General features: G+C 71.6%; 21 protein-coding genes and 1 tRNA gene. 15 read left to right on the forward strand and 7 right to left on the reverse strand.

What is annotated here, in order from left to right:
* Window positions 1-187 precede the first annotated feature (187 nt).
* From AB9M23_RS05280 to AB9M23_RS05335, 12 genes are all read left to right on the forward strand, one after another.
* Window positions 188-1,105, forward strand: coding sequence for a pirin family protein (locus AB9M23_RS05280; RefSeq protein ID WP_372423092.1), 918 nt, complete (start codon window positions 188-190; stop codon window positions 1,103-1,105).
* Window positions 1,106-1,223: 118 nt separating this feature from the next.
* Window positions 1,224-2,090 (forward strand): formyltetrahydrofolate deformylase, encoded by an 867-nt coding sequence (gene purU, locus AB9M23_RS05285; protein ID WP_372423094.1) that lies wholly within the window; start codon window positions 1,224-1,226, stop codon window positions 2,088-2,090.
* Window positions 2,091-2,198: 108 nt separating this feature from the next.
* Window positions 2,199-4,049, forward strand: a complete 1,851-nt coding sequence (locus tag AB9M23_RS05290; protein WP_372423096.1) for an aq_1923 C-terminal domain — start codon at window positions 2,199-2,201, stop codon at window positions 4,047-4,049.
* A gap of 135 nt (window positions 4,050-4,184) precedes the next feature.
* On the forward strand, window positions 4,185-5,036 hold the full coding sequence (gene phhA, locus AB9M23_RS05295; RefSeq protein WP_372423098.1) for a phenylalanine 4-monooxygenase: 852 nt from the start codon (window positions 4,185-4,187) through the stop codon (window positions 5,034-5,036).
* A 123-nt stretch (window positions 5,037-5,159) separates the two neighbouring features.
* Window positions 5,160-5,235, forward strand: a tRNA-Lys gene (locus AB9M23_RS05300).
* 395 nt (window positions 5,236-5,630) lie between these two features.
* Window positions 5,631-7,121 (forward strand): SulP family inorganic anion transporter, encoded by a 1,491-nt coding sequence (locus AB9M23_RS05305; protein WP_372423100.1) that lies wholly within the window; start codon window positions 5,631-5,633, stop codon window positions 7,119-7,121.
* A gap of 16 nt (window positions 7,122-7,137) precedes the next feature.
* Window positions 7,138-7,986: a universal stress protein gene (locus AB9M23_RS05310; protein ID WP_372423102.1), complete on the forward strand. Its 849-nt coding sequence runs from the start codon at window positions 7,138-7,140 to the stop codon at window positions 7,984-7,986.
* A 212-nt stretch (window positions 7,987-8,198) separates the two neighbouring features.
* The gene (locus tag AB9M23_RS05315; RefSeq protein WP_372423104.1) at window positions 8,199-9,794 is read left to right on the forward strand and encodes a hypothetical protein; all 1,596 of its coding nucleotides are present in this window, start codon (window positions 8,199-8,201) and stop codon (window positions 9,792-9,794) included.
* 59 nt (window positions 9,795-9,853) lie between these two features.
* Complete coding sequence (locus AB9M23_RS05320; RefSeq protein ID WP_372423106.1) at window positions 9,854-10,243, forward strand: VOC family protein; 390 nt, start codon at window positions 9,854-9,856, stop codon at window positions 10,241-10,243.
* A gap of 76 nt (window positions 10,244-10,319) precedes the next feature.
* Window positions 10,320-11,633, forward strand: a complete 1,314-nt coding sequence (locus tag AB9M23_RS05325; RefSeq protein ID WP_372423108.1) for a di-heme oxidoredictase family protein — start codon at window positions 10,320-10,322, stop codon at window positions 11,631-11,633.
* 26 nt (window positions 11,634-11,659) lie between these two features.
* Complete coding sequence (locus AB9M23_RS05330; RefSeq protein WP_372423110.1) at window positions 11,660-14,941, forward strand: S41 family peptidase; 3,282 nt, start codon at window positions 11,660-11,662, stop codon at window positions 14,939-14,941.
* 101 nt (window positions 14,942-15,042) lie between these two features.
* Window positions 15,043-15,606, forward strand: a complete 564-nt coding sequence (locus AB9M23_RS05335) for a peroxiredoxin-like family protein (protein WP_372423112.1) — start codon at window positions 15,043-15,045, stop codon at window positions 15,604-15,606.
* Here the strand turns inward: AB9M23_RS05335 and AB9M23_RS05340 are convergent.
* A complete protein-coding gene (locus AB9M23_RS05340) occupies window positions 15,558-16,151 on the reverse strand; it encodes a Crp/Fnr family transcriptional regulator (RefSeq protein ID WP_372423114.1) in 594 nt (197 codons plus the stop codon). The two genes, AB9M23_RS05335 and AB9M23_RS05340, sit on opposite strands and share 49 nt — an antisense overlap.
* A gap of 63 nt (window positions 16,152-16,214) precedes the next feature.
* Here AB9M23_RS05340 and AB9M23_RS05345 point away from each other — a divergent pair, with 63 nt between their 5' ends.
* A complete protein-coding gene (locus tag AB9M23_RS05345) occupies window positions 16,215-16,808 on the forward strand; it encodes a hypothetical protein (RefSeq protein WP_372423115.1) in 594 nt (197 codons plus the stop codon).
* Window positions 16,809-16,880: 72 nt separating this feature from the next.
* Here AB9M23_RS05345 and katG read toward each other — a convergent pair whose 3' ends face one another.
* Complete coding sequence (gene katG, locus AB9M23_RS05350) at window positions 16,881-19,073, reverse strand: catalase/peroxidase HPI (RefSeq protein ID WP_372423767.1); 2,193 nt, start codon at window positions 19,071-19,073, stop codon at window positions 16,881-16,883.
* 195 nt (window positions 19,074-19,268) lie between these two features.
* Here katG and AB9M23_RS05355 point away from each other — a divergent pair, with 195 nt between their 5' ends.
* A complete protein-coding gene (locus AB9M23_RS05355) occupies window positions 19,269-20,159 on the forward strand; it encodes a hydrogen peroxide-inducible genes activator (RefSeq protein ID WP_372423116.1) in 891 nt (296 codons plus the stop codon).
* 15 nt (window positions 20,160-20,174) lie between these two features.
* On the opposite strand, the gene AB9M23_RS05360 is transcribed toward AB9M23_RS05355, so the two are convergent.
* The 3 genes from AB9M23_RS05360 to AB9M23_RS05370 all read right to left on the reverse strand — a co-directional run bounded on the left by AB9M23_RS05360 (window position 20,175) and on the right by AB9M23_RS05370 (window position 22,388).
* On the reverse strand, window positions 20,175-20,765 hold the full coding sequence (locus AB9M23_RS05360) for an exopolysaccharide biosynthesis protein (RefSeq protein ID WP_372423118.1): 591 nt from the start codon (window positions 20,763-20,765) through the stop codon (window positions 20,175-20,177).
* Window positions 20,766-20,820: 55 nt separating this feature from the next.
* The gene (locus tag AB9M23_RS05365; RefSeq protein ID WP_372423120.1) at window positions 20,821-21,795 is read right to left on the reverse strand and encodes an MBL fold metallo-hydrolase; all 975 of its coding nucleotides are present in this window, start codon (window positions 21,793-21,795) and stop codon (window positions 20,821-20,823) included.
* Window positions 21,796-21,899: 104 nt separating this feature from the next.
* Entirely contained in the window at window positions 21,900-22,388 is a 489-nt protein-coding gene (locus AB9M23_RS05370; RefSeq protein ID WP_372423122.1) for an NUDIX hydrolase, read from the reverse strand.
* A gap of 275 nt (window positions 22,389-22,663) precedes the next feature.
* Between AB9M23_RS05370 and AB9M23_RS05375 the strand changes: the two genes are divergently transcribed.
* Complete coding sequence (locus AB9M23_RS05375; protein ID WP_372423124.1) at window positions 22,664-23,689, forward strand: SDR family oxidoreductase; 1,026 nt, start codon at window positions 22,664-22,666, stop codon at window positions 23,687-23,689.
* Between the two features lie 78 nt (window positions 23,690-23,767).
* On the opposite strand, the gene AB9M23_RS05380 is transcribed toward AB9M23_RS05375, so the two are convergent.
* Window positions 23,768-23,932 carry a hypothetical protein gene (locus tag AB9M23_RS05380; RefSeq protein WP_372423126.1) on the reverse strand — a complete coding sequence of 55 codons (165 nt, stop codon included), beginning with the start codon at window positions 23,930-23,932 and terminating at the stop codon, window positions 23,768-23,770.
* 88 nt (window positions 23,933-24,020) lie between these two features.
* Window positions 24,021-25,547, reverse strand: coding sequence for a glycerol kinase GlpK (gene glpK / locus AB9M23_RS05385; protein WP_372423127.1), 1,527 nt, complete (start codon window positions 25,545-25,547; stop codon window positions 24,021-24,023).
* Window positions 25,548-25,567 lie beyond the last annotated feature (20 nt).

The following is a 25,567-nucleotide window of genomic DNA, read 5'->3' on the forward strand; positions in this document are numbered from 1 at the left end:
GGGAAGGGGAAGCCGGCGGGCGGACATGTCTTGCGTGGACGCCGAGCGATCCCCGATCATCGCCTTGCTCGTTTGCGATCCTGCCATGGACCGATTGCGGCCCGCACTCTCGCCGGGCCGCCCCGCCTGGGTCATGATGCCCGCGCCATGAATACCCAACGACGACCCCACGCCGAGGAGAGCGGTCATGAGCTTCGAGCCTGCGGACGATCCGGTTCCCGGGGACGCCCGATCCTGTGACGCGATCGAGACGGTGATCGTTCCGCGGGCGCGCGACATCGGCTCCTTCGAGGTGCGCCGCGCGCTGCCCTCGGCGAGCAAGCAGATGGTCGGCCCCTTCATCTTCTTCGACCAGATGGGTCCCGCCGAGTTCCTGCTCGGCGCCGGCATGGACGTGCGCCCGCACCCCCACATCGGGCTCGCCACCGTCACCTACCTGTTCGACGGCGAGATCATGCACCGCGACAGCCTCGGCACCGAGCTGCCGATCCGGCCCGGCGCGCTCAACCTCATGACGGCTGGGCGCGGCATCACGCATTCCGAGCGCACCTCGGCCGATCTGCGAACCACCGGCTCCAAGCTGTTCGGAATCCAGAGCTGGGTGGCGCTCGCGGAGCGCGACGAAGAGGGCGATCCCGGCTTCGTGCACTACGCCGCCGACGCGCTCCCGGTCGTGGAGGGCGAGGGCAAGAACGTGCGGCTGATCGCGGGCGGCGCGCTCGGCGCGCGCTCGCCGGTGCGGACCTCGACGGAGACGATCTACGCCGACGCGACGCTCGAGGCCGGTGCCGTGATCCCCTTCGACGCGGAATGGGAGGAGCGCGCGATCTACACCGTCTCCGGCGAGGTCGAGATCGCGGGCGACCGCTTCGGCCCCGGCAGGCTCCTCGTCTTCCGCCCGGGCGATCGCATCGCCATTCGCGCGGCGACGCCCGCGCGCTTCATGATGTTGGGCGGCGAGCCGATGGACGGCCCCCGGTACATCTGGTGGAACTTCGTCTCCTCCAGGCGGGACCGCATCGAGGAAGCCAAGAACGACTGGCGCGAGGGCCGCTTCGCCGGCGTGCCCGGCGAGACGGAGTTCATCCCGCTGCCGGGACGGTGAGGCGCGGCGTGATCGCGCGAGTGGCGCGCACGGCGGTTCCGAGCTAGAGCGGGAGGGCGCGGCGGCGCGCCGTCGGCCCAGCGCACGAGAAGAGCCCGAGAGCCCGATGCGAGATCCGATGCCCGCAGAGCCCGCCGTCGTCCTCACGCTGTCCTGCCGCAATCGCCCCGGCATCGTCGCCGCGGTCTCGGCGCATCTCTTCGAGAACGCCTGCAACATCCTCGACGCGCAGCAGTACGACGACACCCAGACGGGCAATTTCTTCATGCGCGTCGTGCTCAACCGGCTCGACGGCGCGGCGCCGGTGGAGGCGCTTCGCGAGGGCTTCGCGCCGCTGGCCGAGCGCTTCGGCATGGTCTGGTCGATGCGCGGCACGGACGCACGCCGGAGGGTGATGATCCTCGCTTCGCGATTCGACCATTGCCTCGCCGACCTGCTCTATCGCTGGCGCACCGGAGAGCTGGCGATGGACCTCGCGGCCGTCGTCTCGAACCACCCGCGCGAGACCTTCGCGCATCTCGATTTCGGCGACGTGCCCTTCCACCACCTGCCCGTGACGAAGGACACCAAGCTCGAGCAGGAGAGCGCGTTGTGGCGCCTCGTGCAGGATGTCGCACCGGATCTCGTGGTGCTCGCCCGCTACATGCAGGTGCTCTCCGACGGGCTCTCGGCGAAGCTGACCGGCCGCTGCATCAACATCCACCATTCCTTCCTGCCCGGCTTCAAGGGCGCGAAGCCCTATCATCAGGCGCACGCGCGCGGCGTGAAGCTGATCGGCGCGACGGCGCACTACGTCACCTCCGACCTCGACGAGGGGCCGATCATCGAGCAGGACGTCGAGCGCATCTCCCACCGCGACACGCCGGACGCCCTGGTGCGCAAGGGCCGCGACATCGAGCGGCGGGTCCTGGCGCGCGCCGTGCGGTTGCACATCGAGGACCGCGTCGTCCTCAACGGCGGCAAGACGGTGGTCTTCACCGACTGAGCCGCCGCGCCGCCGCCGATTTTTCGCCCATCCGCTCTGTCAAATCCCAGGCCCATGGCTATGATCGCGCCGCGCCGCGGGGAGGCGCGGCCAGGAAGAGGACCTCACATGACACGAGATAAGCGCTCTCGCGCGCGCCGCCTCGCGCTGATGGCCGGCGTCGCCGCCACGGTTCTCGCGCTCGGCGAGGTCGGCGTCTCTCCGCTCCGCATCACGCTCCCGGCGGGGGAGGGACCGGTTTCCATCGAGGCCGTCCGGCTGGATCGCGGCCTCTTCGCCGCGGCGTGGGCGCAGAGCGCGGTGACGCTCGAGAACGTCACGATCGACGCCGGCCCGAGCGTCTACCGCATGCCCAGCGTCACGATCGAGGGCTCGAGCCTCTCGCGGGAGGCGCTCCTCGACGCGCTCCAGGGCAAGACCGACGCGCCCTGGCACGAGGCGCTCGCCGGCGTCTCGGCCGAGCGGATCACGATGCCCGCACTCGTCATCGAGCAGGAGGTCGAGGACGCGCAGACCACGATCACCTACGCGGATCTCGTCGCGGAGGACGTGACCGAGGGGGTGATCGCCCGCTTCGTCGCGGGCTCCGGGCGGATCGAGGCCGAGGGGCCGGACGGCCGGACGTTCGAGGGCGAGATCGGCGAGACGGTTGTCGAGGGCTTCGATCTGCCCTTCTCCGTTCGCTGGTACACCGACGCCGCGCCGGAGAACGGCGAGAACCCCTACCGGCCGATCTACCGGTCGTTCTCCGTGGCCGAGACGCGCTTCGGCGACGACGAGGCGTCGGTCTCGGTGGGGCGCGTGTCCGGGGAGACGGTCGAGGGGCGGCTGATGCGCGAGCCCTTCACGCGGATCATGCCCGAACTCGAGGCGATGGCCGAGGCCGGCGAGGAGCCGGACGACGACGAGACGCGGCGCATGCTCGGCATGATGGCCGACATGATGGGGGCCATTCGCGTCGGGCAGGTCGTCGTCGAGGACGTCGCCGTCACGGTCGCCGAGATGGGTGGCGCACCGGTCTTCGCGATCGAGCGGATCGTCTTCGGCGGCGACGGGCCGGCGCGCGCCGAGACCATCCGCGTCGAGTCCGAGCCGGCGCGGCTGACGATCGCTTCCGTCGTCTCCGAGGGCTTCTCGTTCGCGCCGATGGTCGAGGGCATGCGCCGGATGGCCGAGGGCGAGGTCGCGCTCGACGCGGGCGGCGCCCGCGGGCTCGTGCCCGCGCTCGGCACGCTGCGGCTGGAGGAGCTCGCCGGCAGCATCGTGCCGCCGGGCCGCACCGAGCCGGTCGACGTGTCCCTCGCCGCCTTCGCCATGGCGGCGGAGGATCTCGTCGAGGGCGTGCCGACGCGCATCCGAGCGAGCTTCGACAACCTCGCCTTCGCCCTGACGGAGGGGTCTGCGCAAGGCCGCGTCGCGCAGCTGCGCGCGCTCGGGTACGAGGCGGTCGATCTCTCGGGTGCCTTCGCCGCGCTCTGGAATCCAGAAGCGCAGACGCTCGCGATCGAGGAAGCCATGCTCACGGGCGTCGACATGGGCCGTTTCGGCCTGTCGGCGGAGTTCGGCGACATCGGCGCGGGGATCTTCTCGGGCGACCAGATGGCGGTGATGATGGCGGCGGCTGCCGCCACCGCCCGCAGCGTCAGCGTCTCCATCGTCGACGAGGGTCTGACCGAGCGGCTCCTGGAGATGCAGGCCGGCCGGATGGGCGTCGGCGCGAACGACCTGCGCGGCATCGGCGTGATGACGGCGCGTACGATGGTGCCGGCGCAGCTCGGCGGGACGCCCGAGGCGATCGCGCTCGGCGAGGCGCTCGCGACCTTCCTCGAGGCGCCGGGCGCGCTCGACGTTTCGGTGACCGCCATCGACCCAGCCGGAATCCCCTTCGCGGCGGTCATGCAGACCGACGATCCGCGCGCGCTCCTGCCGCTCGTGACCATCGAGGCGCAGGCGCGCTGATCCGTCCCCGACGACGAAGCCGGCGAGGCGGGCGCGTTCCACCGGGACGCGCCCGTTTCACTGGTGCTGTTGCACGGGGTATGGAAATCGAAACGCGACTCACGACTTGTACCTCCGAACGACGAGGAGGATTCCATGAACCCCAACGCCACGAGCGACGATCCCCGCGACTTCCTCCAGGACCAGGGCTTCGACGCCTACACGAAGGAGGACCACGCCACCTGGGCTCGCCTCGCCACGCGCCAGCGCGCGCTCCTGGAGGGCCGCGTCGTCGACGGCTTCCTCGAGGGGCTCGACCGGCTCGGCATCTCCGACGAGGGCATCCCGGACTTCCGGGTCATGAACGAGCGCCTGCGGGCGACGACGGGCTGGGAGGTCGTGGCCGTGCCCGGGCTCGTGCCGGACGTCGTGTTCTTCAAGCTGCTCGCCGACCGCAAGTTTCCCGCCGGCTGGTGGATCCGCAAGCCCGAGCAGATCGACTACATCGAGGAGCCCGACGTCTTCCACGACGTGTTCGGCCACGTGCCGCTGATCATGCAGCAGGTCTACGCGGACTATCTCGAAGAATACGGCAAGGCCGGGCTCGAGGCGGCGCGGCACGGCACGCTGCACCGGCTGGCGCGGCTATACTGGTACACCGTCGAGTTCGGGCTGGCGCAGACGCCGCAGGGGCTTCGCATCGTCGGCGCGGGCATCGCCTCCTCGCCCGGCGAGACCGTGTTCTCGATCGAGAGCGCCTCGCCCAACCGCATCGCCTTCGACCTGGGCCGCGTGATGCGCACGCGCTACCGCATCGACGACTATCAGGAGACCTACTTCGTGCTCGACGGGCCCGACGCCTGGCCGCGCCTCGACATCGCGCAGCTCGCCCCGTTGTGGCGTGCCCTCGACCGCGAGAGCGACCTCGACCCCGGCGACGTGCTGCCCGACGACCGCGTCCTGACGCGCGGCACCGGCACGTACCACCGCGAGAAGGCGCCCGCCTGAGGGCGGCGCCGCCGCCGCGCGAGAACCGCCGATTTTTCCGTCCGGAGGGCTGGACACGCCCCCCGGCTTCGGATATCGAAGCGCCCTCACGACGGGGCGGCCAGCGCCGCCCGCGACTGGACCGGGCGCATAGCTCAGTTGGTAGAGCAGCTGACTCTTAATCAGCGGGTCCTAGGTTCGAGCCCTAGTGCGCCCACCACCGGTTTTTCAGAAGGCCCGGCGATCCCTAGGGGTTCGGCGGGCCTTCTGCTTTTCGGGCGGTCGAGTATGGCGCGCCGCATCGATGAGGTCACGGCGGCATGAACGCCGGTCGGCGATTCTCGGTCGTCCACGTGCGCTCCTCCACCCCGACCCTTGCATCCACTCCCCCATCGGCGTATCCAGAACCCATCCGCTGCACCGCAGCATCCCCGCCGATCAGACGCAGCACCGCAGGCCGATGTAGGACGCCGCATCCATTCGACGCCCCCGTACCGCTCGAGGCTCCGCCTCGCGGCGCCGGCGCTCGCGGCCTCGCCTGCTCGCATATCGACGCGTCACCTCTCTCGATCCCCCGCGCCCCGCCCGTCCGCGTGGCGACGAAAGCGACCTTTCATGAAGACCTTCTCCCCCGCGCGCCTGCGCGCCGACTGGCTCGGCAACGTCCGCGCCGATCTCCTCGCCGGGCTCGTGGTGGCGCTGGCGCTCATCCCGGAGGCGATCGCCTTCTCGATCATAGCGGGCGTCGACCCGAAGGTCGGGCTCTACGCCTCGTTCTCGATCGCGGTGATCACGGCGATCGTCGGCGGGCGGCCGGGGATGATCTCGGCGGCGACTGCGGCGACCGCGGTGCTGATGGTGACGCTCGTGCGCGATCACGGGCTCGAGTACCTGCTCGCCGCCACCGTGCTCGCGGGTCTCCTGCAGATCGCCGCAGGCTGGGCGGGGATCGCGCAGCTGATGCGGTTCGTCTCGCGCTCGGTGATGACCGGCTTCGTCAACGCGCTGGCGATCCTCATCTTCATGGCGCAGCTGCCGGAGCTGATCGGGGTGACCTGGGTGACCTACGCGCTCGTGGCGGCGGGCCTCGTCGTGCTCTACGGGCTGCCGCGGATCACGACCGTGATCCCTGCGCCGCTCGTGTGCATCGTCGTCGTGACGCTCGCCGTCCTCGCGCTGGGCCTCGACGTGCGCACCGTGGGCGACATGGGCGAGCTGCCCTCGACGCTGCCGGTGTTCCTCCTCCCGGACATCCCGCTCACGCTCGAGACGCTGATGATCATCCTGCCCTATTCGGCGGCGGTGGCGGCGGTGGGGCTGCTCGAGTCGCTGATGACCGCGCAGATCGTCGACGAGCTCACCGACACGCCGAGCGACAAGCGCCAGGAATGCGTCGCGCAGGGCATCGCCAACACGGCGACCGGCTTCATCGGCGGCATGGCGGGCTGCGCCATGATCGGGCAATCGGTGATCAACGTGAAGTCGGGCGGGCGTGGGCGGCTGTCGTCCTTCGCCGCGGGCGTCTTCCTGCTCGTGATGATCGTGGCGCTCGGCGGCCTCGTCGCCGAGATCCCGATGCCGGCGCTCGTCGCCATCATGATCATGGTCTCGATCGGCACCTTCTCCTGGTCCTCGCTCGCCAACCTGCGCACGCACCCCCGCTCGTCGAGCGTGGTGATGCTCTCGACCGTGGCAGGCGTGGTGCTCACCCACAACCTCGCCATCGGCGTGCTGCTGGGTGTGCTGCTGTCGGGCATCTTCTTCGCCTGGAAGATCGCGCAGCTCTTCCGCGTGACCTCGTTCCTCGACGACGCCCGCACCGCACGGACCTACGTCGTCGAGGGCCAGCTCTTCTTCGCCTCCGCCGACGCGTTCGCCGCCTCCTTCGACTTCAAGGAGGCGCTCGACCGGGTCGTGATCGACGTCTCGCGGGCGCACATCTGGGACATCTCCAGCGTGTCGGCGCTGGATACCGTGGTACTCAAGTTCCGGCGCGAGGGCGCCGAGGTGGAGATCGTCGGGCTCAACGCGGCGAGCGAGACGATCGTCGACAGGCTCGCGATCCACGACAAGCCCGGCGCACTCGACAAACTCCTGGAGCATTGAGGAAAGGGAAACGGCCATGGCCCGTCTCGTCGCCTGCATCGACGGCTCGATCTACTCCCACTCCGTCGCGGACCACGCCGCCTGGGCCGCGACGCGGCTCGACGCGTCGGTCGAGCTGCTCCAGGTGCTCGGCCGCAGGGAGGTGTCGAACACGGACCTCAGCGGCAGCCTGCCCGCGGATGCGCGCGTCCACGTGCTCGAGCAGCTCGCGGAACTGGACGCCCGACGCGCGCGGCTTCTGCTCGAGAAGGCCCGCATCGTGATGGACGAGGCACGCGCACGGGTGCGCGACGCCGGAGTCGGCGCGGTCGAGACGACCCTGCGGCACGGCGACCTCCTCGACGAGGTCGCCTCCCGGGAGGCGGGCGCCGACCTGATCGTCGTGGGCAAGCGCGGCGAGGCCGCGGACTTCGCACGCCTGCATCTCGGCTCGAACCTGGAGCGCTTGATCCGTGCGGCTCACAAGCCCGTCCTCGTCGCCTCCCGCGGCTTCAAGCCGGTCGAGCGCGTGCTCGTCGCCTTCGACGGCGGACCGAGCGCGTCTAAGGCGGTCGACCACGTCTCCCGCTCACCGCTCTTCGCCGGGCTCGCGATCCACCTCGTGACGGTCGGTGCCGAGGACGGGCAGGCCCGCCGGCGCCTCGACGCGGCGGCGGCGCAGATCGCGGGGGGCGGCCTCGCGGTCGAGACGCATCTCGAGCCCGGCACGCCCCACGAGGCGATCGCCGGCCTCGTCGAGCGGCTGCGGATCGACCTCCTGGTCATGGGCGCCTACGGCCACACGCGCTTTCGCAACCTCTTCATCGGCTCGACGACGACCGAGATGATGCGCACGAACCTCGTGCCGGTGCTGCTGTTTCGGTGAGAGCAGCTTTGCTCCGCTCTCGGGTCGTCCAGCCGCGGACGATTTGAAGTTGCAGATTCCTGTTGCCAGCTCTCTCCTCCTGATCTAGCCTCTCAATTGCATGGCGGGCTCCGAGCTACCGCGGGCCGCGCGTACGGCCCTGCGCGCCGCCTCCCGGCGGCGTTCCTCCGGGTTGCTCCCCCGTATCCATGCAGTCTCGACAGGAGGTCGTCATGAGGAAGCTCTTGCTCAACGGCGTCGCGTTCTCGGCCCTCTCTGTGCTCGCGTTCGGTGCCCCGGCCTGGTCGGTGGAACTGGCGGCGAACGTCTCGCCGCAGTCCATCGACGGCGCGGGCCGCAACATCATGCGGACGGCGGACGGCGGCATCGTCGCCGCGTTCGCCGCCACGACCGGCGGCACCGCCGGGCTGGTCTTCGGTCGCTCCCTCGACAACGGCGCGAGCTGGAGCAACGTGTCCCTGGAGGACGTGAGCGGCTCGGTCGTGCAGGCCGCGATCGACTCGAACTTCCAGGGCTCCTACATCGCCTTCACCGAGACGGTCGACGGCCGCACCGTCGGGCGGATCGCCTTCAGCTCGACCCCGTTCGGCGCCGATCCGGAGCTCGTCGTCTCCGGCGCGGTGACGCCCGACGGCGTCGTGCCGAGGGATACGCACATCCAGGCCTCGCGCGCCGGCTGGGGCGACCGTGCCGACGCGGACCGCGAGACCGTCGCCTACGGCTGGCAGGACGAGACGACCAAGGGCCTCTACATAGGCGTCTCGCCCGACGGCCGCACCTTCCCTCAGGCGCGTCTCGTCGTCTCCGACCCACACGCCACGTCGGGCCCGGCGGTCGCCATCCGCGGCCAGTACGTGATCGCGACCTACCAGACCACCAACCCGGCGATCGCGCCGGCCGACGTCCCGGCGGCGCTGCGCGACGGGCGCACCTACCCGGCCTGGATCGAGTCCATGGACGGCGGCGCGACCTGGTCCGAGCCCAAGCCGCTCTTCGGCCACGGCGCGGACGCGTTCCCGGTGGCGAGCGTCGAGACCGGCGACGGCGCGATCGTGCGCCATCGGCTGGCCGGCGGCTCGCTCCTGCCGAACTCGCCGATCCTCAACTGGGCCTCGACCCGCAGCCTCGACGGCGACCTCTTCGAGGCCGACAAGACGCTGCCGGCCGACGATCTGGAGTTCGACGAGCTGCGACGCGAGCGCCTGCCGGCGGGCATGCCGGGCCGGGAGGGCGAGCGCATGCCGCGCTTCGACCTGTCGCTCGGCGGCACGACCTTCGTGCAGAGTTCGATGCGCAGCATCGACGGTGACGGCGCCGAGGGCGAGGTGAGCATCGTCAGCTTCCGGCCGATCGAGCCGGGCGCGGCGTGGACCCACGTCGTCGCCAACAACGCGCTGACGATGGATCGCGGGCGCATCGATCGTGTGACCTCGCATCTCGGCGCGCAGGGCTCGCAGTTCCAGTACAGCGCGCTGATCGACACCTCGGTGCGGGCGACGACCTACCGGGAGGTCGACCCGGCGACCGGCGAGGCGCGGCTCGTCGCGGCGGTATCGGTCGACACCGGCAAGACCTTCGATCATCATGTGAGCTTCACGAGCGAGGAGCTCGCGGCTCACGGCATCGAGGGCTTCGGCGAAGGTACCGTGCTCGCGGCGAGCCAGTGCCTGTTCGAGGACCGCGACGGCGAGGTCCACGTCGACGTCCTGTTCACGCAGGACGGCACGATGCGCTTCGCCAGCCTGCCGGTGGGCGTGAACGCAGCGGTGCTGCGCCAGCGCGAGCACGCGCTCCTGAGCACGCGCTGATCCACGCGCGGGCGCCCCACGACCGTCGGGGGGCGCCCGCGCCCGACGAGGAGGGTGACATGCTGCATCACGTCGAGCTCTACGTCTCGAACCTCGCCGTCTCCCGGGCCTTCTGGTCCGAGCTGCTCGGCCGGATCGGCTACGTCGAGAGCGCCGCGTGGGACGACGGCTTCACCCTCCAGAACGGCAAGGATGCCTACCTGACCTTCGTCCAGGTCGCCGACAAGTACGCCTCGCTCGGCTATCACCGCTGCGCGGTCGGGCTGAACCACCTGGCCTTCACGGTCGAGAGCCGAGCGGCGGTCGACGCCCTTCGCGAGCATTGCCTCGCGAAGGGCACGACGATGCTCTACGACGACAAGTATCCGTTCGCCAACGGCGGGACGGACTATTACGCGCTGTACATCGAGGATCCGGACCGCATCAAGGTCGAGTTCGTGGCGGCCTGAGCGCCCGCCGGTGGCGCGCGGCGTCGCGCGCGGGTCCGGGCGCCTCGACCCGGCGGTGCAGACGAGGGAGCCTTCCGTGGCGAAGCGAAATCGGCGCGGGGCCGTCGCGGCTGTCGCGCTCGCCGTGTGCGTCTGCGGGATCGCCGCGCCGGCGGCGCCGTCCCGCACGGTCCCCGATCTCGCGCCCGATCTCGCGCCCGAGTTCGCCGACGTGGTCGATCTCGGGGCGACGTTCAGCGTCTATTCCTTCGGGCAATCGCCCTACAACCGATCGGTGCCATTCCTGCCCTTCGAGGAGCGGCTGCGCTTCTCGAAGGGCGCCGAGGCCTTCACCGTCCTGCGCGACGGCGGCGCGGACGTTCCCGTCGACGTCCTGCCGGCGACGAGCGCCAACGCGCCCTCCTGCGAGGCCTGCCACGTTCGCGACGGGCGCGGGCCGGCGCACGGCGTGCCGCTCGACCGGACGGGCCTGTCCGTGGTGAACCACGCCGGCGACGCCGCTCCGGTCTTCCGCTACCCCGCGACTGCGGGGGACGGCGCGGTGCGGCTGACCGACGTGCGCTTCGAGGTCGCCGCGCGGCTGTTGCTGCGGGGGGCCGAGACCGTCGAGCTGGTGCGGCCGGTCGCGTTCGTGGACGGCGTCGAGCGGCCGGTCGACCTGCGCAACGCACCGGGCGTCTACGGGCTCGGGCTGCTCGAGGCGATCCCCGACGCATCCATCCGCGCCCACGCGTTGGCGCGCCCGCACGCGCAGCTCGGCATCGCGGGGCGCGTCGCGGAGCCGGCGGTGGTGGGCGAGGGGGATCGCGTCGGGCGCTTCGGCTGGAAGGGGAGCTTTCCGACGCTTGCCGAGCAGGTGAGCCACGCGGTGACGGCGGAACTCGGTATCGTCGACGGGCCGGGCGGCGGGGACCCCGCCTTCGCCGCGCTCGTGGCGGATCTCACGCACTACCTGCAGCTCCTCGCCGTGCCGGCGCGGCGGCCCGCGGGCGAGGCGCATCGGGCCGGCGCCGTGCTGTTCGTGGAGACGGGCTGCGCCATGTGCCACGTCCCGTCCTGGCGGACCGGCGACGGGCCGGACGTGCCCGAGCGTGCGCGCGACCTCGTCGTCCACCCCTTCACGGACATGCTGCTGCACGACATGGGCGAGGGCCTCGCCGATCCGTCCGGCGGGCCGCAGGCGCGCCTGTGGCGTACCGCGCCCCTGTGGGGCATCGGCGTCCAGCACGGCGTCTCGCCGGAGGCCGGCTTCCTGCACGACGGGCGCGCCCGCACCCTCACCGAGGCCATCCTTTGGCACGGCGGGGACGCGACGCCGGTCGTCGACCGCTTCCGGGCGCTCGGCCCGGACGAGCGGGCGGCCCTCCTCGCCTTTCTCGCCTCCCTCTGATCCTCGGACCCGACGCGGTGCTCGCCATGGTTCGCCGATACCCGCCTCCGACGCTCGCGGCCCTCCTGTGCGCGCTCGCCCTGATCGGGGCGCCGGCGGCGGCCGTCGCGGAGGCGGCGGTCGAGGCGGCAGTCGAGGCGCCCTGGGTCCGCAATCCCGCGGGCCACGGCACGACGCTCGTATTCGAGCTCGGCGGCTTCCTCTGGAAGCAGGACGGAGACGCGCCCGCGCGGCGCCTGACGGCCTCCGCCACCCCCGAGTCGTCGCCGCTCGTGTCGCCCGACGGCACACGCGTGGCCTTCGTCTCGCGCGGCGACGCCGGCGACGAGATCGCCGTGGCCTCCCTCGACACGGGGGCGACCGCGCTCCTCGCCTACGACGGCGGCGTCGACGCGAAGATCCAGGGCTGGTTCGGCGAAACCGAGGTGCTGTACTCGAGCACGGTCGCCTCCGCCAAGCGTGGGCCGCTGCTATTCGCCGTCGACATCGAGACGCGGCGGGTGCGCACGCTCCCCCTCGCCGAGGCGGCCGAGGGCTGCGTCCTCGGCGACGCCTTCGTCTACGTCAAGAACCAGGAGCTGATCGACAGCAACCGCCTCTACCGCGGCGGCTACGCCCAGCGCATCCTGCGCATCGACGCCGCTCTCGTCGCCGAGGGCGCGCGTCCGGCACCACCGTACGACGGTGCGGGGGAGGGGCCCTCCGTGCTGCTGACGGGGGACTACGAGGGCATCAGCCGCAACCCGCTGTGCATCGGCGAGCGGATCTTCTTCCTCAGCGACCGCGACGGGCGCTTCAACGTCTGGTCCATGGACGCGCGAGGAGCGGACCTCGTCCAGCACACCTTCGAGGCCGAATTCGACATCCGCTCGATGACGAGCTCGGATGGCAGCACGATCCTCTACCAGCGCGCGGGCGAGGTGATGCGCCTCGACCCGGCGAGGGGCACCGTCGCGCCGTTGGCGGTGCGTATGCCTGCGGGTTGGGCGACCGCGACCCAGCGGCTCGTCCTCGACCCCGAGGAGGCGACCGAGCTCGCCGTCTCCGACGACGGAACGCGGGCCGTCCTCGTCCTGCGCGGAAAGCTCTTCGCCGTCGACCTGGGCACGGGCGCGGCGCGTTGCCTCGAATGCCGGTCGGACCGGCGCGTGCGGTCCCCCGAACTCACGGCGGACGGCCGCACGGTACTCGCGATCCACGACGCCACGGGCGCCTACGACATCTACGCCTACGCCATGGACGGCAGCGGGTCGCGGCGTGTGCCGAACGCGATCGAGGGGCCGATCTTCGACATCTCGGCCTCGCCGGACGGGCGCGACGTCCTCGCGCTGGTGGTGCCGCGCGCGGTCTATCACGTGGACACCGTGGGCGGCGTCACGCGCCGGCTCGATCTCGCCTCGCGCACCTGGCCGGAGGACATCGCCTGGGCGTCGCGGGGTCGCGCCGCCGCCTTCGTCACCTTCACCGGCAGCGGGATCGGGCGGATCACGCGCTACGACGCCGCCTGCGGCAGCGTCGCCCATCTCACCAGCGGGCGCCAGCACGTCTCCGAACCGGTCTTCTCCCCGGATGGGCGCGAGATCTGGTACCTCGCGCAGACGAACTTCCGCTCGAGCATCGACGACACCTGGGGGCCGGCCAACTTCTGGCCCTCCTACGACGAGCGCACCCTCGTCCACGCGGTGGACGTCTCGGATCTCGTCGCGCCGCGGCCCGCGGCCACGGACGGACCGCGCGTCGGCGCCGCGAGGGGCGCGACGGGCGCCGTCGCCGCGTGCCCGGAGCCGGTGGTCGAGCGGGCGGCCGACCGCCGGGACCTGCTGCGCATCCGCGAGCTGCCGTTCGTCGCAGCGAACTACGACGACCTGTGGCACCACGGCGGGCGCCTGCACGCGCTCTCCAAGCGCGCCGAGCGGGACGACCACGGCCGGATCGTCGCCTTCGAGCGCGATCTCGACGGCCCGCGCAGCGCGCCGCGCGCCGTCTTCCGCGAGCAGGTCCTCGATCACGCGGTCTCGGGCGGGGGGCGCTCGCTGATCGCGCTCTCGACGAGCGGGGTGTTCGTGGCGACGCTCGACGCGTCGGGCGACCTCGGCGAGGCGCGGGCGCTGCGCAACCTCGCGGGGCTCGAGGTCGAGATCGATCTCGCGCAGGAGCGGGTGCAGATCTTCGACGAACTCTGGCGCATGTACCGCGACTATTTCTGGGATCCGGAGATGGCCGGCATCGACTGGGCGGCCGAGCGGGAGCGCTATCGCGCCTTCCTGCCGCGGGTCGGGGACCGGGCCGGGTTCGACGAGGTCGTCGCCGGCATGGTCTCCGAGCTCGGCGCGGGTCACACCTCGATCGGCGCGCCGCCGTCGCGCGTGCAGGGCCGGGGCGGCGTCGGGCGGCTGGGTGCGGATCTCGTCGAGGAGGACGGCGGCCTGCGCGTCGCGGCGATCCACGACGGGGACCTCGACGTCGTCGAGGAGCGTTCGCCGCTGTCGACGAGCGTGCCGCCGCTCGACCTGGGCGACCGTATCACGCATGTCGACGGCATCGCGGTCGCGACGCGCCGGATGCTCGACGAGCGGCTGCGCGCTCGCGTGGGCGCGGACGTCTCGCTCGCGGTCGAGAAGCCGGACGGGCGCGCCGTCGTCGCGCGCGTCGTCCCCGTGAGCACCGGGCGCGAGACCCGGCTGCGGGCGAAGGCATGGGCGGCGGCCAACGCGGCTCGGGTCGAGGCGCTGAGCGGCGGCCGCGCGGGCTACGTGCATCTGCAATCGGCCTACGAGGCGGACTTCTCCGAATTCGTGCGCCGGTACGTCCACCTGCACGACCGCGAGGCGCTGATCCTGGACCTGCGCGGCAACAACGGCGGCAACGTCGACCCCTGGCTCCTGCATCTCCTCCAACGCCGCCAGTGGCTGAGCATCGCCGACCGCTACGATGCGATGGCGCTGCGCCATCCGCGCGACGCCTTCGCCGGGACGCTCGTCGTGCTCGTCGACGGCGACACCTATTCCGACGGCGAGTTGATCGCCGAGGGCGTGCGCCGGCTGGGGCTCGGCACGCTCGTCGGCACGCGTACCTCCGGCGCCGGCAAGTGGGTGAACGACGACACGACCCTCGTCGACGGCAGCCGCGTGCGCCTGCCCGAGGCGGGCTCCTACCACGTCGTCGACGGCGAGAAGCGGTGGGTGATCGAAGGGCGCGGGGTGGAGCCGGACATCCGGGTCGAGAACGACCCCTGGCTGTTCTTCCACGGCATCGACGCGCAGCTCGAGGCGGCCGTCGCGGCCGCGCTCGGGGGGAGGGGCGGGTGAAGGGGCATCACGCGCGGCACACACGCATGTGATCGGGCACCGGGGTGCGCGGTCGATCGGGACACCCCAAGACTCTCCCGTCCCGAAGGAGAGACGATCCCATGTCCGACATCCGTCCCCTGATCCCCCGCCGACCCGTTCCGGCGCTGCCGCTGCCGCTCGCCGGCGGCGGGCGCTTCGACCTCGCGGAGGAGACGCCGCGGCACTTCACGCTGCTCGTCTTCTACCGTGGGCTGCACTGCCCGATCTGCAAGGTGCAGCTGCGCGAGCTGGAGCGCCAGCTCGGCGCCTTCGCCGAGCGCGGCGTCGGCGTCGTCGCGATTTCGTCGGACGACGAGGTGCGCGCGCAGCGTACCAAGGCCGATTGGGGCCTGTCCGAGCTGCGGGTCGCCTACGGGCTGGACCTCGCCACGGCCCGCAGCTGGGGTCTCTACGTCTCGACCGGGCGCGGCACCACCTCGGCGGGGATCGAGGAGCCCGCGCTCTTCAGCGAACCGGCGCTCTACCTCGTGCGGGCGGACGGCACGCTCTATTTCGGCGCCGTGCAGACCATGCCCTTCGCACGCCCGCATCTGTCCGACGTGCTCGCGGCGATCGACTTCGTCCTGGCCAAGGACTACCCCGCGCGCGGAGAGGTGGAGACGCTCGCCGAGGCGTCGCGCTGAGCCTCCGGCGCCTCGCGCCGCTCGGTCCTGCGCCGCGCCAGCTCGCGGTAGAGAGCCTCGCGCGTCACGCCGATCTCGGCGGCGAGGTCCTGCCGGGCGCCGCGCGGCGGCAGGGCGCGCCCGTCGGCCAGCCAGGCGTCGAGGCGCTCAGAGACCGTGCGCAGCGAGCGGATCTCCGCGCGCAGCCGCGCCGCCTGCACCGCGCGGGCGAGTTCACCGGCCCAGTGCTCGGCGAGCCCGGGATCGCGGGCGAGCGCCGCACGGAACGTGGCGCGCGGGAGCGCGGCGACGCTCGCTCCCCAGCCCGCCACCGCGTCGCAATGGTAGGTCCGCGACCATGCGGACGCCTCGGCGACGATCCCGCCGGCGGGCACGCGGTGCAGGATCATGCGCGTCCCCGACCCCGCATGGCGCACCAGCATCACCTCGCCGCTCCGCACCTGGAACACGTGCGTCACGGGATCGTCGGCGCGAAACAGGCTGGCGCCCGGCTCGAGGATACGGACGGGCGTGTTCTCGAAGAGGCGTGCTATCGGATCGGGCATGATCGCGATCATATGGCGGTCGGGCGCTGCGCGCTACGAGAAGACATCGACAGGGAGCGCCCCATGATCCGAACCGCCGTCCTGCCCGGCCTCGCCGCCGCCGTCCTCCTCTCCCTGCCCGCGACGGCGTTCGCGCAGCACGCGAGCCCCTCGCCCTATGCCGGCGCGGAGAGCCGGGCGATCAAGAGCCTGTCCCAGGACGACATCGACGAGCTGCGTCGCGGCGGTGGCTGGGGCCTCGCGCTCGCGGCGGAGCTGAACGGCGTCCCGGGCCCCGCCCACCTGCTCGAGCTGAAGGGCGCGATCGGCCTCCGGGCGGATCAGGTCGCGGCGATCGAGGCGATCCATGCGCAGATGCGGACCGAGGCGCGCGCGGCCGGCGAGCGCCTGATCGCGGCCGAGGCGGCGATCGAGGCGGCGTTCCGTGCGGGTGATCTCGAGGAGAAGACCCTGCGCGGCCTCGTCGCGGATGCCGAAGCCGCGCGGGCGGACCTGCGCTTCGTCCACCTCTCGCGGCACCTGTCGACGCCGCCGCTCCTCACCGCGGACCAGATCGCGGCCTATGCGGCCGCCCGCGGGTACGCGAGCGACCCCTGTGCGGCAGTTCCGCAGGGGCATGACGTCACGATGTGGCGTCGACACAATGGCTGCGATTGAGAGGATCGCCGCCCGGCCGAAAGGACGAGGCGGGCGGGGGCGCCGCAGCGCACCCGCCCGCCGTCTCGTGACTCACGCCAGGTCGACGCGATCGGCGTTCATCACCTTGGTCCAGGCCTTCACGAAGTCGTGCACGAACACGTCGGTCGCGTCGTCGCAGGCGTAGACCTCGCACAACGCGCGCAGCTGCGAGTTCGAGCCGAAGACGAGGTCGACGCGGGTGCCGGTCCACTTCGCGGCGCCGGTGGCCCGGTCGCGGCCCTGGTAGAGCGTCTTCCCCTCGTTCGCCGGCGCCCACTCCGTGCCGAGGTCGAGCAGGTTGACGAAGAAGTCGTTCGTCAGCATGCCGGGACGCTCGGTGAGGACGCCGTGGGTCGAGCCGCCGTGGTTGGCGCCGAGGACGCGCAGGCCGCCGACGAGGGCCGTCATCTCCGGCGCCGTCAGGCCGAGGAGCTGCGCGCGATCGACGAGCATCTCCTCCGGCGAGATCGCGTAGGCGCCCCGGGTGAAGTTGCGGAAGCCGTCGGCCTCCGGCTCCATCACGGCGAAGGACTCGACGTCCGTCTGCTCCTGGGTCGCGTCGACGCGGCCCGGCGCGAACGGCACCTCGACGACGTGGCCCGCATCCCGCGCCGCCTTCTCGACGGCCGCCGTGCCCGCGAGCACGATCAGGTCGGCGAGCGAGACCTTCTTGCCGTCCGTCCGCGAGGCATCGAACTCGGCCTTGATGCCCTCGAGCACCGAGAGGACCTTCTCGAGGCGCGCAGGCTCGTTGGCCTCCCAGTCCTTCTGCGGGGCGAGGCGGATGCGCGCGCCGTTTGCGCCGCCGCGCTTGTCCGAGCCGCGGTACGAGAAGGCCGAGGCCCAGGCCACGAAGACGAGATCCGCCGTCGAGAGGCCGGAGCCGAGGATCTTCTCCTCGAGCGCCGCGACGTCGTCGTCGCCCACGAGCGCGTAGTCGCGCGCCGGCAGCGGGTCCTGCCAGACCAGCACCTCGGAGGGGACCTCCGGGCCGAGGTAGAGCTCGCGCGGGCCCATGTCGCGATGGGTCAGCTTGAACCAAGCGCGGGCGAAGGCGTCGGCGAACGCCTCGGGGTTCTGGTGGAAGTGCCGGGAGATCTTCTCGTAGGCCGGGTCCATGCGCATGGCCATGTCGGCCGTGGTCATCATCAGGGGCACGCGCGCGCCCGAGCCGTCGACCTGCGGGGCGTGGTCCTTCTCGGCGAGGTCCTTCGCCGCCCACTGCCAGGCGCCGGCGGGGCTCTTCACGAGCTCCCACTCGTAGCCGAAGAGGACGTCGAAATAGCCCATGTCCCACTTGATCGGGTCGGGGGTCCAGGGGCCCTCGATACCGCTCGTGATGGTGTGGACGCCGCGGCCGCTCTCGTAGGAGTTCTTCCAGCCGAGCCCCATCAGCTCGACGTCGGCGGCCTCCGGCTCGCGGGCGAGGTGCGTCGCAGGCGCGGCGCCGTGCGACTTGCCGAAGGTGTGACCGCCGGCGACGAGGGCGACGGTCTCCTCGTCGTTCATCGCCATGCGCGCGAAGGTCTCGCGGATGTCGCGGCCGGACGCGACCGGGTCCGGGCTGCCGTTCGGGCCCTCCGGGTTGACGTAGATGAGCCCCATCTGCACCGCGGCGAGCGGCCGCTCGAGCTCACGCTCGCCGGTGTAGCGCATGTCGCCGAGCCACTCGGACTCCGAGCCCCAGTAGATGTCCTCCTCGGGCTCCCACACGTCGACGCGCCCGCCGCCGAAACCGAAGGTCTTCAGGCCCATGTCCTCGAGCGCGCAATTGCCCGCGAGGATCATCAGGTCCGCCCAGGAGAGCCGGCGGCCGTACTTCTTCTTGATCGGCCACAGCAGGAAGCGGGCCTTGTCGAGGTTCGTGTTGTCCGGCCAGGAATTGAGCGGGGCGAAGCGCTGCGTGCCCGAGGCGCCGCCGCCGCGGCCGTCCGCCGTGCGATAGGTGCCGGCCGAATGCCAGGCCATGCGGATGAAGAGCGGTCCGTAATGGCCGTAATCCGCCGGCCACCAGTCCTGCGAGGTCTTCATCAGCGCGTAGATGTCGTTCTTGACCGCCTGCAGGTCGAGCTTGCCGAACTCGGCGGCGTAGTCGAAGCCCGGCCCCATCGGGTTGGACAGGGCCGTGTTCTGATGCAGGATCTTCAGGTTCAGCTGGTTGGGCCACCAGTCGCGGTTGCCGACCTTGCGCACGCCGTGCGCGACGGGGCATCCGCCCTTCGTCAGGCTGCCGATCTCGTCCATCTCGTCCTCCGGTCCGTCGTCCGACCCTGTATTGGTGATGGTTCGCATCATACGACCATCCGTCTCCTCGATCCAGCCGGGGGCACCGGATCGAACGCGGGGCGCCGTGTCTGGCGCCTCGCTCCCGCTTGACATAGTTCCAATCGGTCGATCAGGTAAAGTCGGATTTTCTGATTGGCGAGATAAGACAAACTGATGACATCCCTCACCCTGCGGCAGCTCTCCTACTTCGAAGCCGTGCTCCGCCACGGCCATTTCGGACGCGCGGCGGAGGCCTGCGCCATCTCGCAGCCGGCGCTCTCGATGCAGATCAAGGAGCTCGAGCAGACGCTCGGCGCCTCGCTCCTCGAACGCAGCGGGCGCAAGGTCGCGCCGACGGGGCTCGGCGAACTCGTCGGCGAGCGGGTGCGCGAGATCCTGCGGGCGGTCGACGAGCTCGAGGCGCTCGCCCGCACGGAGCGCGACGGCCTCGCCGGGCCGCTGCGTCTGGGCGTCATCCCGACGGTCGCGCCCTACCTGCTGCCGCGAATCGTCGCGCGGCTCGCGACACTCTACCAGGACATCGACGTGCGCATCCGCGAGTCGATCACGCCGACCCTGATCCGCGAGCTCTCCGAGCGCCGCCTCGACGCGGCGCTGGTCGCGCTGCCCGTCTCCGAGCCGAGCCTGGAGGAGACGGCGCTGTTCTCCGAGAGCTTCGTGCTCGTGCGTCCGCTGGCGGACGCGGGCGAGCCGGTGCCGGAGCCGGACACGCTCGCGCGCATGAAGCTCCTGCTGCTCGAGGAGGGCCATTGCTTCCGCGAGCAGGCGCTCTCGTTCTGCGGGCGCGAGGCGCCGCGCCCGCGCGAGCTGATGGACGGCAGCTCGCTCTCGACGCTGGTGCAGATGGTGGGCGCGGGCATCGGCGTCACGCTCATCCCGGAGATGGCGGTGTCGGTCGAGACGCGCTCGGCCTCCGTGAGCGTCACCGCCTTCGACGACCCGAAACCCACGCGTACGATCGGCATGGTCTGGCGGCGCACCAGCCCGCTGGCGCCACAGCTTCGCCGCATCGCCGAGGCGATCGAGGGCGTGGCGCGGAGCTGACGGGTGGTGCGGCGCTCAGCCGGCGAAGCCGAGCTGCCAGGCGGCGATCGGAACGGCGAGGAGCACGACGAGCGACACGATCACGAGCGCGCCGTCGCGCACGAGAATCCCCGCGGCGAAGAGCGCGATCGCCGCCGACGCGATCGACCCAGACGTGGGGACGATCTCCATGAAGGGCATGAACAGGCTCAGCGCCAGGATCAGGGTCAGCGGCAGGTAGAGCCAGGGCCGGTGGAGCAGGACGGTCAGCCGCGCGCCGAGGAAGCGCTCGACGAACCGCACCGGCCGGCGCATCCACGAGACGCCCTCGCACAGCTTGCGGGTCGACATCCGGCGCCGGGTGACGAAGCCCGGCAGCCAGACGCTGTCGCGCCCGAGCATCATCTGCGCGGCGAGGATGAACACGATCACCGCCACCGTCGCGGTGAGGCCCGGGATCGCGCTCGCCGGCGAGGTCGAGATCAACGAGAACACGAGCATCAGGGCGGCGAACGACTTCGTACCGAGGTGCTCGATCACCTCCTCGACGGAGATGCTCTCGTCGTGCGCCGTCTGCTCGAGCCGGTCGAGCACGTCGCTGAGCGCCCGCGTGGGTTCCTTCGGCATCCGAGACCTCGCCAAAGACGATCGAACGCACGCGTCTACGGCCGAGTTCCGCCCGTCAGCCCGGCCACGGGATGCGCACGAGTTCGAAGCCGCCGCCGGCCCGGCGGACGTGCCCGACGTTCGGGAAGCCCCAATGGTAGCCGGCAATCATCAGCCGGTCGGCGGCGGCCTCGTCGAGGAGCCGGCGGCGGGTCTCGCGGGCCATCTGCGGGTCCATGTCGAAGCGCACCGACCAGTCCGGGTTCGCGACGAAGAGGAAGGGCAGGTGCGCGGCGTCCGAGATCAGGAGCAGGCCGTCGCCGCCCGACTGCACGCGAAACGCCATGTGCCCGGGCGAATGGCCGTGCGCGTCGACGGCGACCATGCCGGGCGCGAGCTCGTCGCCGCCGGCATAGGTGTGCATCCCGAGATCCTCGCCGGCGAAGATCGCCTGCGCCCGCTCGAAACCGCCGCGGCGGCCCTCCGGCGCGCGTGACATCTCGCCTTCGTCGAGCCAGTAGGCGGCCTCGCCCTCGGGGACCAGCGTCTCGGCATTGGGGAAGACGGGCGCGCCGTCGGCGCCGCGCAGGCCGGAGATGTGGTCGCCGTGGAAGTGCGAGATCACGACCGTGTCGACGTCGCTCGGTGCGACGCCGATGACCGCGAGGCCCGCGACGAGACGGCCGACGGGGCTCTCGCCCTCCTGGGGGCCGTTGCCGGTGTCGACGAGGACGTTGCGCCCGCCGATGCGCAGGAGCGTGGCGGTGAAGGGATTCTCGATCGCGTCGGTCGCCCGCATGTCGGCGGTGAAGGCCGCCTGGACCTCCTCGAGCGACGCGTTCGTGACGAAGCCGTCCTGGAGCGGGAAGGCCCGCATTCCGTCGTAGATGGGGAAGACTTCGATGTCGCCCACGCGGTACCGGAAGACCGGGATCGAGGCGTCGGGACCGTCGGTGCCCTGTGCGCGCGCGCCGCGCGCGGTCGCGAAGGTGGCGGCGGCGCCGACGACGGCCGGAGCGGCCAGCATCGCGCGGCGGGTGAGATCGGTCATGGCGGGTGGTCTCCCAGAAGGCCGGCGTTCGAGCGACGCCCGCCGTCGTTATGGGACGCTCCGCGCGCGTGTCCCGCCCGCTCACGCGCTCGTGAAGGCGCGCTTCAGCGACGGCCGCCCGCCGTCTTCCAGGTACGCTCCGCCGTCACGAACTCCAGCCGGCCGGGCAGCGCGGCGATGAGATCGGACAGCTCTGGCTCGTCGACCAGCTCGGCGGCGGTCTGCGCGTCGAACCAGCGCCGCTCGCGCTCGTCGCGCTCCGGCCAGCGCTTCTGCTCCTTGGCGACGCGCATCAGGTAGACGTCGACCGTGCAGGGCACGAAGCTGCGCGACTTGAGACGCTTGTCGTACGTGAAGACGCCGTAGGGTTCGGGCGAGACGTCGCCGGCGAGACCCGCCTCCTCGTAGGCCTCGCGCGCCGCTGTTTCGTTCGGCCGCAGCTTGCGGATCGGCCAGCCTTTCGGGATCACCCAGCGACGCGTCTCCCGCGAGGTGACGAGCAAGACCTCGATGCGCCCGGAATCGTCGAGGCGGAACGGCAGCGCGCCGCATTGCTTGCGTGGCGCAGTGGACGTTTTGTCGTTCTTCTTCATCGCACTCACGTAGGCACGGGCTTCGTGCATCGCAACGCTTCGGACCTCGATACGAGAATCAGAACTGTAGCACAGCGTCACACACCGTCATTTAAAAAGATGAAACGACAGTCTTTCCATTCGCGCACGATTTCACGGCCCGGCGGCGAAGCGATGGCGGGGCCGACGGCATGCGGTGCGATCCGGCGCGATCGGGAACGACCGTGCCCGTACGCTCATTGTTCGGACCGAGGCGGCGCGCGGCGTGGCCGAGGATGGGGCGGAAGGAGGCGATCATGCGCGACGGGCTCGAGGACATGCGCGGACGGGTCGTGATGCTGACGGGCGCGTCGGCCGGGATCGGGCGTGCGACGGCGCTGCGGCTCGCGCACGAGGGCGCGCGCATCGGGCTTCTCGCCCGCAGCGCCGAGGCGCTCGAGGACGTCGCCCAGGAGGTCCGCATCCGCGGCGGCGACGCTCTGGCGCTGCCCTGCGACGTCGCCGACGCCGACGGTGTCTTCCGCGCGGCGGAGGCGCTGGAGCGCGCCTTCGGGCCGATCGACGTGTGGATCAACGACGCGATGGTGACGGTCTTCTCGCCGGTCCACGAGACGACGCCCGACGAGTACCGCCGCGTGACCGAGGTGACCTATCTCGGCGCGGTTCACGGCACGCTCGCGGCGCTGCGCTCGATGCGCCCGCGCGGGCGCGGCATCGTCGTGCAGGTGGGGTCCGCGCTCGCCTATCGCGGCATCCCGCTGCAGAGCGCCTATTGCGGCGCGAAGCACGCCATCGTCGGCTTCTCGGATTCGCTGCGCACGGAACTGCGCCACGACGGCGTCGACATCGCGGTGACGGAGGTGCACCTGCCGGGCGTCGACACGCCCCAGTTCGAGTGGGCGCGCTCGCGCATGCCGCGCGCGCCGCGACCGTCCGGCCCCGTCTACGAGCCGGAGGCGGCGGCCGACGCCATCGTCCGGACGATCCGCTCGCCCGAGCGCGCCTGGTGGCTCGGCGGCGTGACGGCGATGGCCATCATCGGCAACGCGCTCGCGCCCGGCCTCGCCGATCGCTACCTCGCCGCCAATGCCGTCGAGGGGCAGATGCGCGAGGGGGGCACGCGGCGTCGGGTGTCTCCGGAGGGCAACCTCTACCGGCCGGCGGACCGCGCGCTCCACCGCACCCGCGGCCCGTTCGGCCGTGAGGCCAAGGCGTCCGCCATGCGCCTTCCCGGTCCGCAGGTGCGGATCGGCGCGGCCGTCGCGACCGCCGCGGTCGCCGTCGGACTCGGGCTCGCGATCGGGCGTGTCGCGCGCCGGTGAGGCCCGCGCGGAGCAGACTGTCCGACGTGCGGATGCGTGGGGAGGTCGCGCCGAGAGGCGGGGCGGGCTCGCCGCGACTCAAGACTTCTTGACGATCTTGGCCAGCTGCTTGAGCTGGGCGACGGCGTCGGCGAGCTCGTTGAGCGCGATCGTGCGCTGGCCGGCCTTGATCGCGCGCTCGCAATCGTCGAGCTGCTGCTTGACGATCGTGTCGAGGACCGCTGCGATCTGCGCTTTCGTCATCGAGCTCCTCCGTCCCCGCGCGGTCCCCGCCTGCGCGCACCCGGCGGTTAGGCCAAGCGGGCGCGCGCGTCAACGCACCCGGGATGCGTCAGGCGAGGAGCTTGCGCACGGCGTCCTTCCAGCCGGAGAGCTTCCTTCCGCGCTCGTCGTTGGACATGGAGGGTTCGAAGCGGCGCTCGAGGCGCCAGCGGTCGGCGAACTGCTCGGGCGGCGGGTAGAAGCCGACGTCCATCCCGGCGAGGTAGGCCGAGCCGAGCGCGGTGGTTTCCTTCACCTCCGGGCGATCCACGGGGGCGGCGAGGAGGTCGGCGAGGCGCTGCATCGTCCAGTCGGAGGCGACCATGCCGCCGTCGACGCGCAGCACCGTCTCGCCGCCCGCGGGCGCGTGCTCGGCCCAGTCCGCCTGCATCGCCTCCAGCAGGTCGGCGGTCTGGTAGCAGACGCTCTCCAGTGCCGCGCGGGCGAGCTCGCGCGGGCCGGTGTTGCGGGTGAGCCCGAAGAGCGCGCCGCGCACGTCCGGGTTCCAGTGGGGCGCGCCGAGCCCGACGAAGGCGGGAACGAGGTAGACGTCCTGGGTCGGGTCCGCCCCCTCCGCCATCGCACCGCTCCGCGAGGCCTCGGCGATGAGGCCGAGCCCGTCGCGCAGCCATTGCACGGCCGCGCCGGCGACGAAGATCGAGCCCTCGAGCGCGTAGGTGGTCTTGCCGTTCAGCCGATAGGCGATCGTGGTGAGCAGCTTCGACCGCGAGGCGATGGGCGTCTCGCCGGTGTTGAGCACGGCGAAGCAGCCGGTACCGTAGGTGGACTTCACCATGCCCGGCGTAAAGCAGGCCTGGCCGATGGTGGCGCCCTGCTGGTCGCCGGCGACACCGCGGATCCTGATCGGTGCGCCGAAGAGATCCGGCAGCGTCTCGCCGAAGTCGCCGGCCGAATCGCGCACCTCCGGCAGCATCGCGCGGGGCACGCCGAAGATCGCGCACAGCTCGTCGTCCCAGCGGTTCTCGTGGATGTCGTAGAGGAGCGTGCGCGCGGCGTTGGTCGCGTCCGTGACGTGGAGCCCACCGGTGAGGCGCCACAGGAGATAGGTGTCGACCGTGCCGAAGGCGAGTTCGCCGCGCTCGGCGCGGGCGCGTGCACCCTTCACCTGGTCGAGCATCCAGCCGATCTTGGAGGCGGAGAAGTAGGGGTCGACGAGAAGCCCGGTCTTGGCCGTGATCAGCGGCTCGCGCCCCTCGGCCTTGAGCTTCGAGCAGAAGGCGGCGGTGCGCCGGTCCTGCCAGACGATGGCGCGATGGATCGGCTCGCCGGTGCGGCGGTCCCAGACGAGCGCCGTCTCGCGCTGGTTGGTGATGCCGATCGCGGCGATGTCGCCCGGGCCGACGCTCGCGCCCGCCATCGCCTCGCGCACGGTGGCGACGCTCGTATCCCAGAGGTCGTCCGGCTCGTGCTCGACCCAGCCGGAGGCGGGGTAGTGCTGCGCGAATTCCCGCTGCGCGATGCCCGCGACGTGCATGTGGTCGTCGAACAGGATGGCGCGGGTCGAGGTGGTGCCCTGGTCGATGGCGAGGGTGTAGCGGCTCACGAGGCGTCCTCCGGGTTCGCGGGGCGGCGACATGGGTGTCGCTCGTCGTTCGG

This window comes from Salinarimonas chemoclinalis (assembly GCF_041514305.1).
Lineage (GTDB): Bacteria > Pseudomonadota > Alphaproteobacteria > Rhizobiales > Beijerinckiaceae > Salinarimonas > Salinarimonas chemoclinalis.

Bases quoted from the DNA above. Each gene is read 5' to 3' on its own strand.
- katG (WP_372423767.1), bottom strand. From the start codon at position 19,073: ATGGACGAGATCGGCAGCCTGACGAAGGGCGGATGCCCCGTCGCGCAC.
- AB9M23_RS05380 (WP_372423126.1), bottom strand. From the start codon at position 23,932: ATGACGAAAGCGCAGATCGCAGCGGTCCTCGACACGATCGTCAAGCAG.
- AB9M23_RS05375 (WP_372423124.1), top strand. From the start codon at position 22,664: ATGCGCGACGGGCTCGAGGACATGCGCGGACGGGTCGTGATGCTGACG.
- AB9M23_RS05345 (WP_372423115.1), top strand. From the start codon at position 16,215: ATGATCCGAACCGCCGTCCTGCCCGGCCTCGCCGCCGCCGTCCTCCTC.
- AB9M23_RS05315 (WP_372423104.1), top strand. From the start codon at position 8,199: ATGAGGAAGCTCTTGCTCAACGGCGTCGCGTTCTCGGCCCTCTCTGTG.
- AB9M23_RS05355 (WP_372423116.1), top strand. From the start codon at position 19,269: ATGACATCCCTCACCCTGCGGCAGCTCTCCTACTTCGAAGCCGTGCTC.
- AB9M23_RS05365 (WP_372423120.1), bottom strand. From the start codon at position 21,795: ATGACCGATCTCACCCGCCGCGCGATGCTGGCCGCTCCGGCCGTCGTC.
- AB9M23_RS05340 (WP_372423114.1), bottom strand. From the start codon at position 16,151: ATGCCCGATCCGATAGCACGCCTCTTCGAGAACACGCCCGTCCGTATC.
- phhA (WP_372423098.1), top strand. From the start codon at position 4,185: ATGAACCCCAACGCCACGAGCGACGATCCCCGCGACTTCCTCCAGGAC.
- glpK (WP_372423127.1), bottom strand. From the start codon at position 25,547: ATGTCGCCGCCCCGCGAACCCGGAGGACGCCTCGTGAGCCGCTACACC.
- AB9M23_RS05360 (WP_372423118.1), bottom strand. From the start codon at position 20,765: ATGCCGAAGGAACCCACGCGGGCGCTCAGCGACGTGCTCGACCGGCTC.
- AB9M23_RS05290 (WP_372423096.1), top strand. From the start codon at position 2,199: ATGACACGAGATAAGCGCTCTCGCGCGCGCCGCCTCGCGCTGATGGCC.
- purU (WP_372423094.1), top strand. From the start codon at position 1,224: ATGCCCGCAGAGCCCGCCGTCGTCCTCACGCTGTCCTGCCGCAATCGC.
- AB9M23_RS05370 (WP_372423122.1), bottom strand. From the start codon at position 22,388: ATGAAGAAGAACGACAAAACGTCCACTGCGCCACGCAAGCAATGCGGC.
- AB9M23_RS05335 (WP_372423112.1), top strand. From the start codon at position 15,043: ATGTCCGACATCCGTCCCCTGATCCCCCGCCGACCCGTTCCGGCGCTG.
- AB9M23_RS05280 (WP_372423092.1), top strand. From the start codon at position 188: ATGAGCTTCGAGCCTGCGGACGATCCGGTTCCCGGGGACGCCCGATCC.
- AB9M23_RS05310 (WP_372423102.1), top strand. From the start codon at position 7,138: ATGGCCCGTCTCGTCGCCTGCATCGACGGCTCGATCTACTCCCACTCC.
- AB9M23_RS05330 (WP_372423110.1), top strand. From the start codon at position 11,660: ATGGTTCGCCGATACCCGCCTCCGACGCTCGCGGCCCTCCTGTGCGCG.
- AB9M23_RS05305 (WP_372423100.1), top strand. From the start codon at position 5,631: ATGAAGACCTTCTCCCCCGCGCGCCTGCGCGCCGACTGGCTCGGCAAC.
- AB9M23_RS05320 (WP_372423106.1), top strand. From the start codon at position 9,854: ATGCTGCATCACGTCGAGCTCTACGTCTCGAACCTCGCCGTCTCCCGG.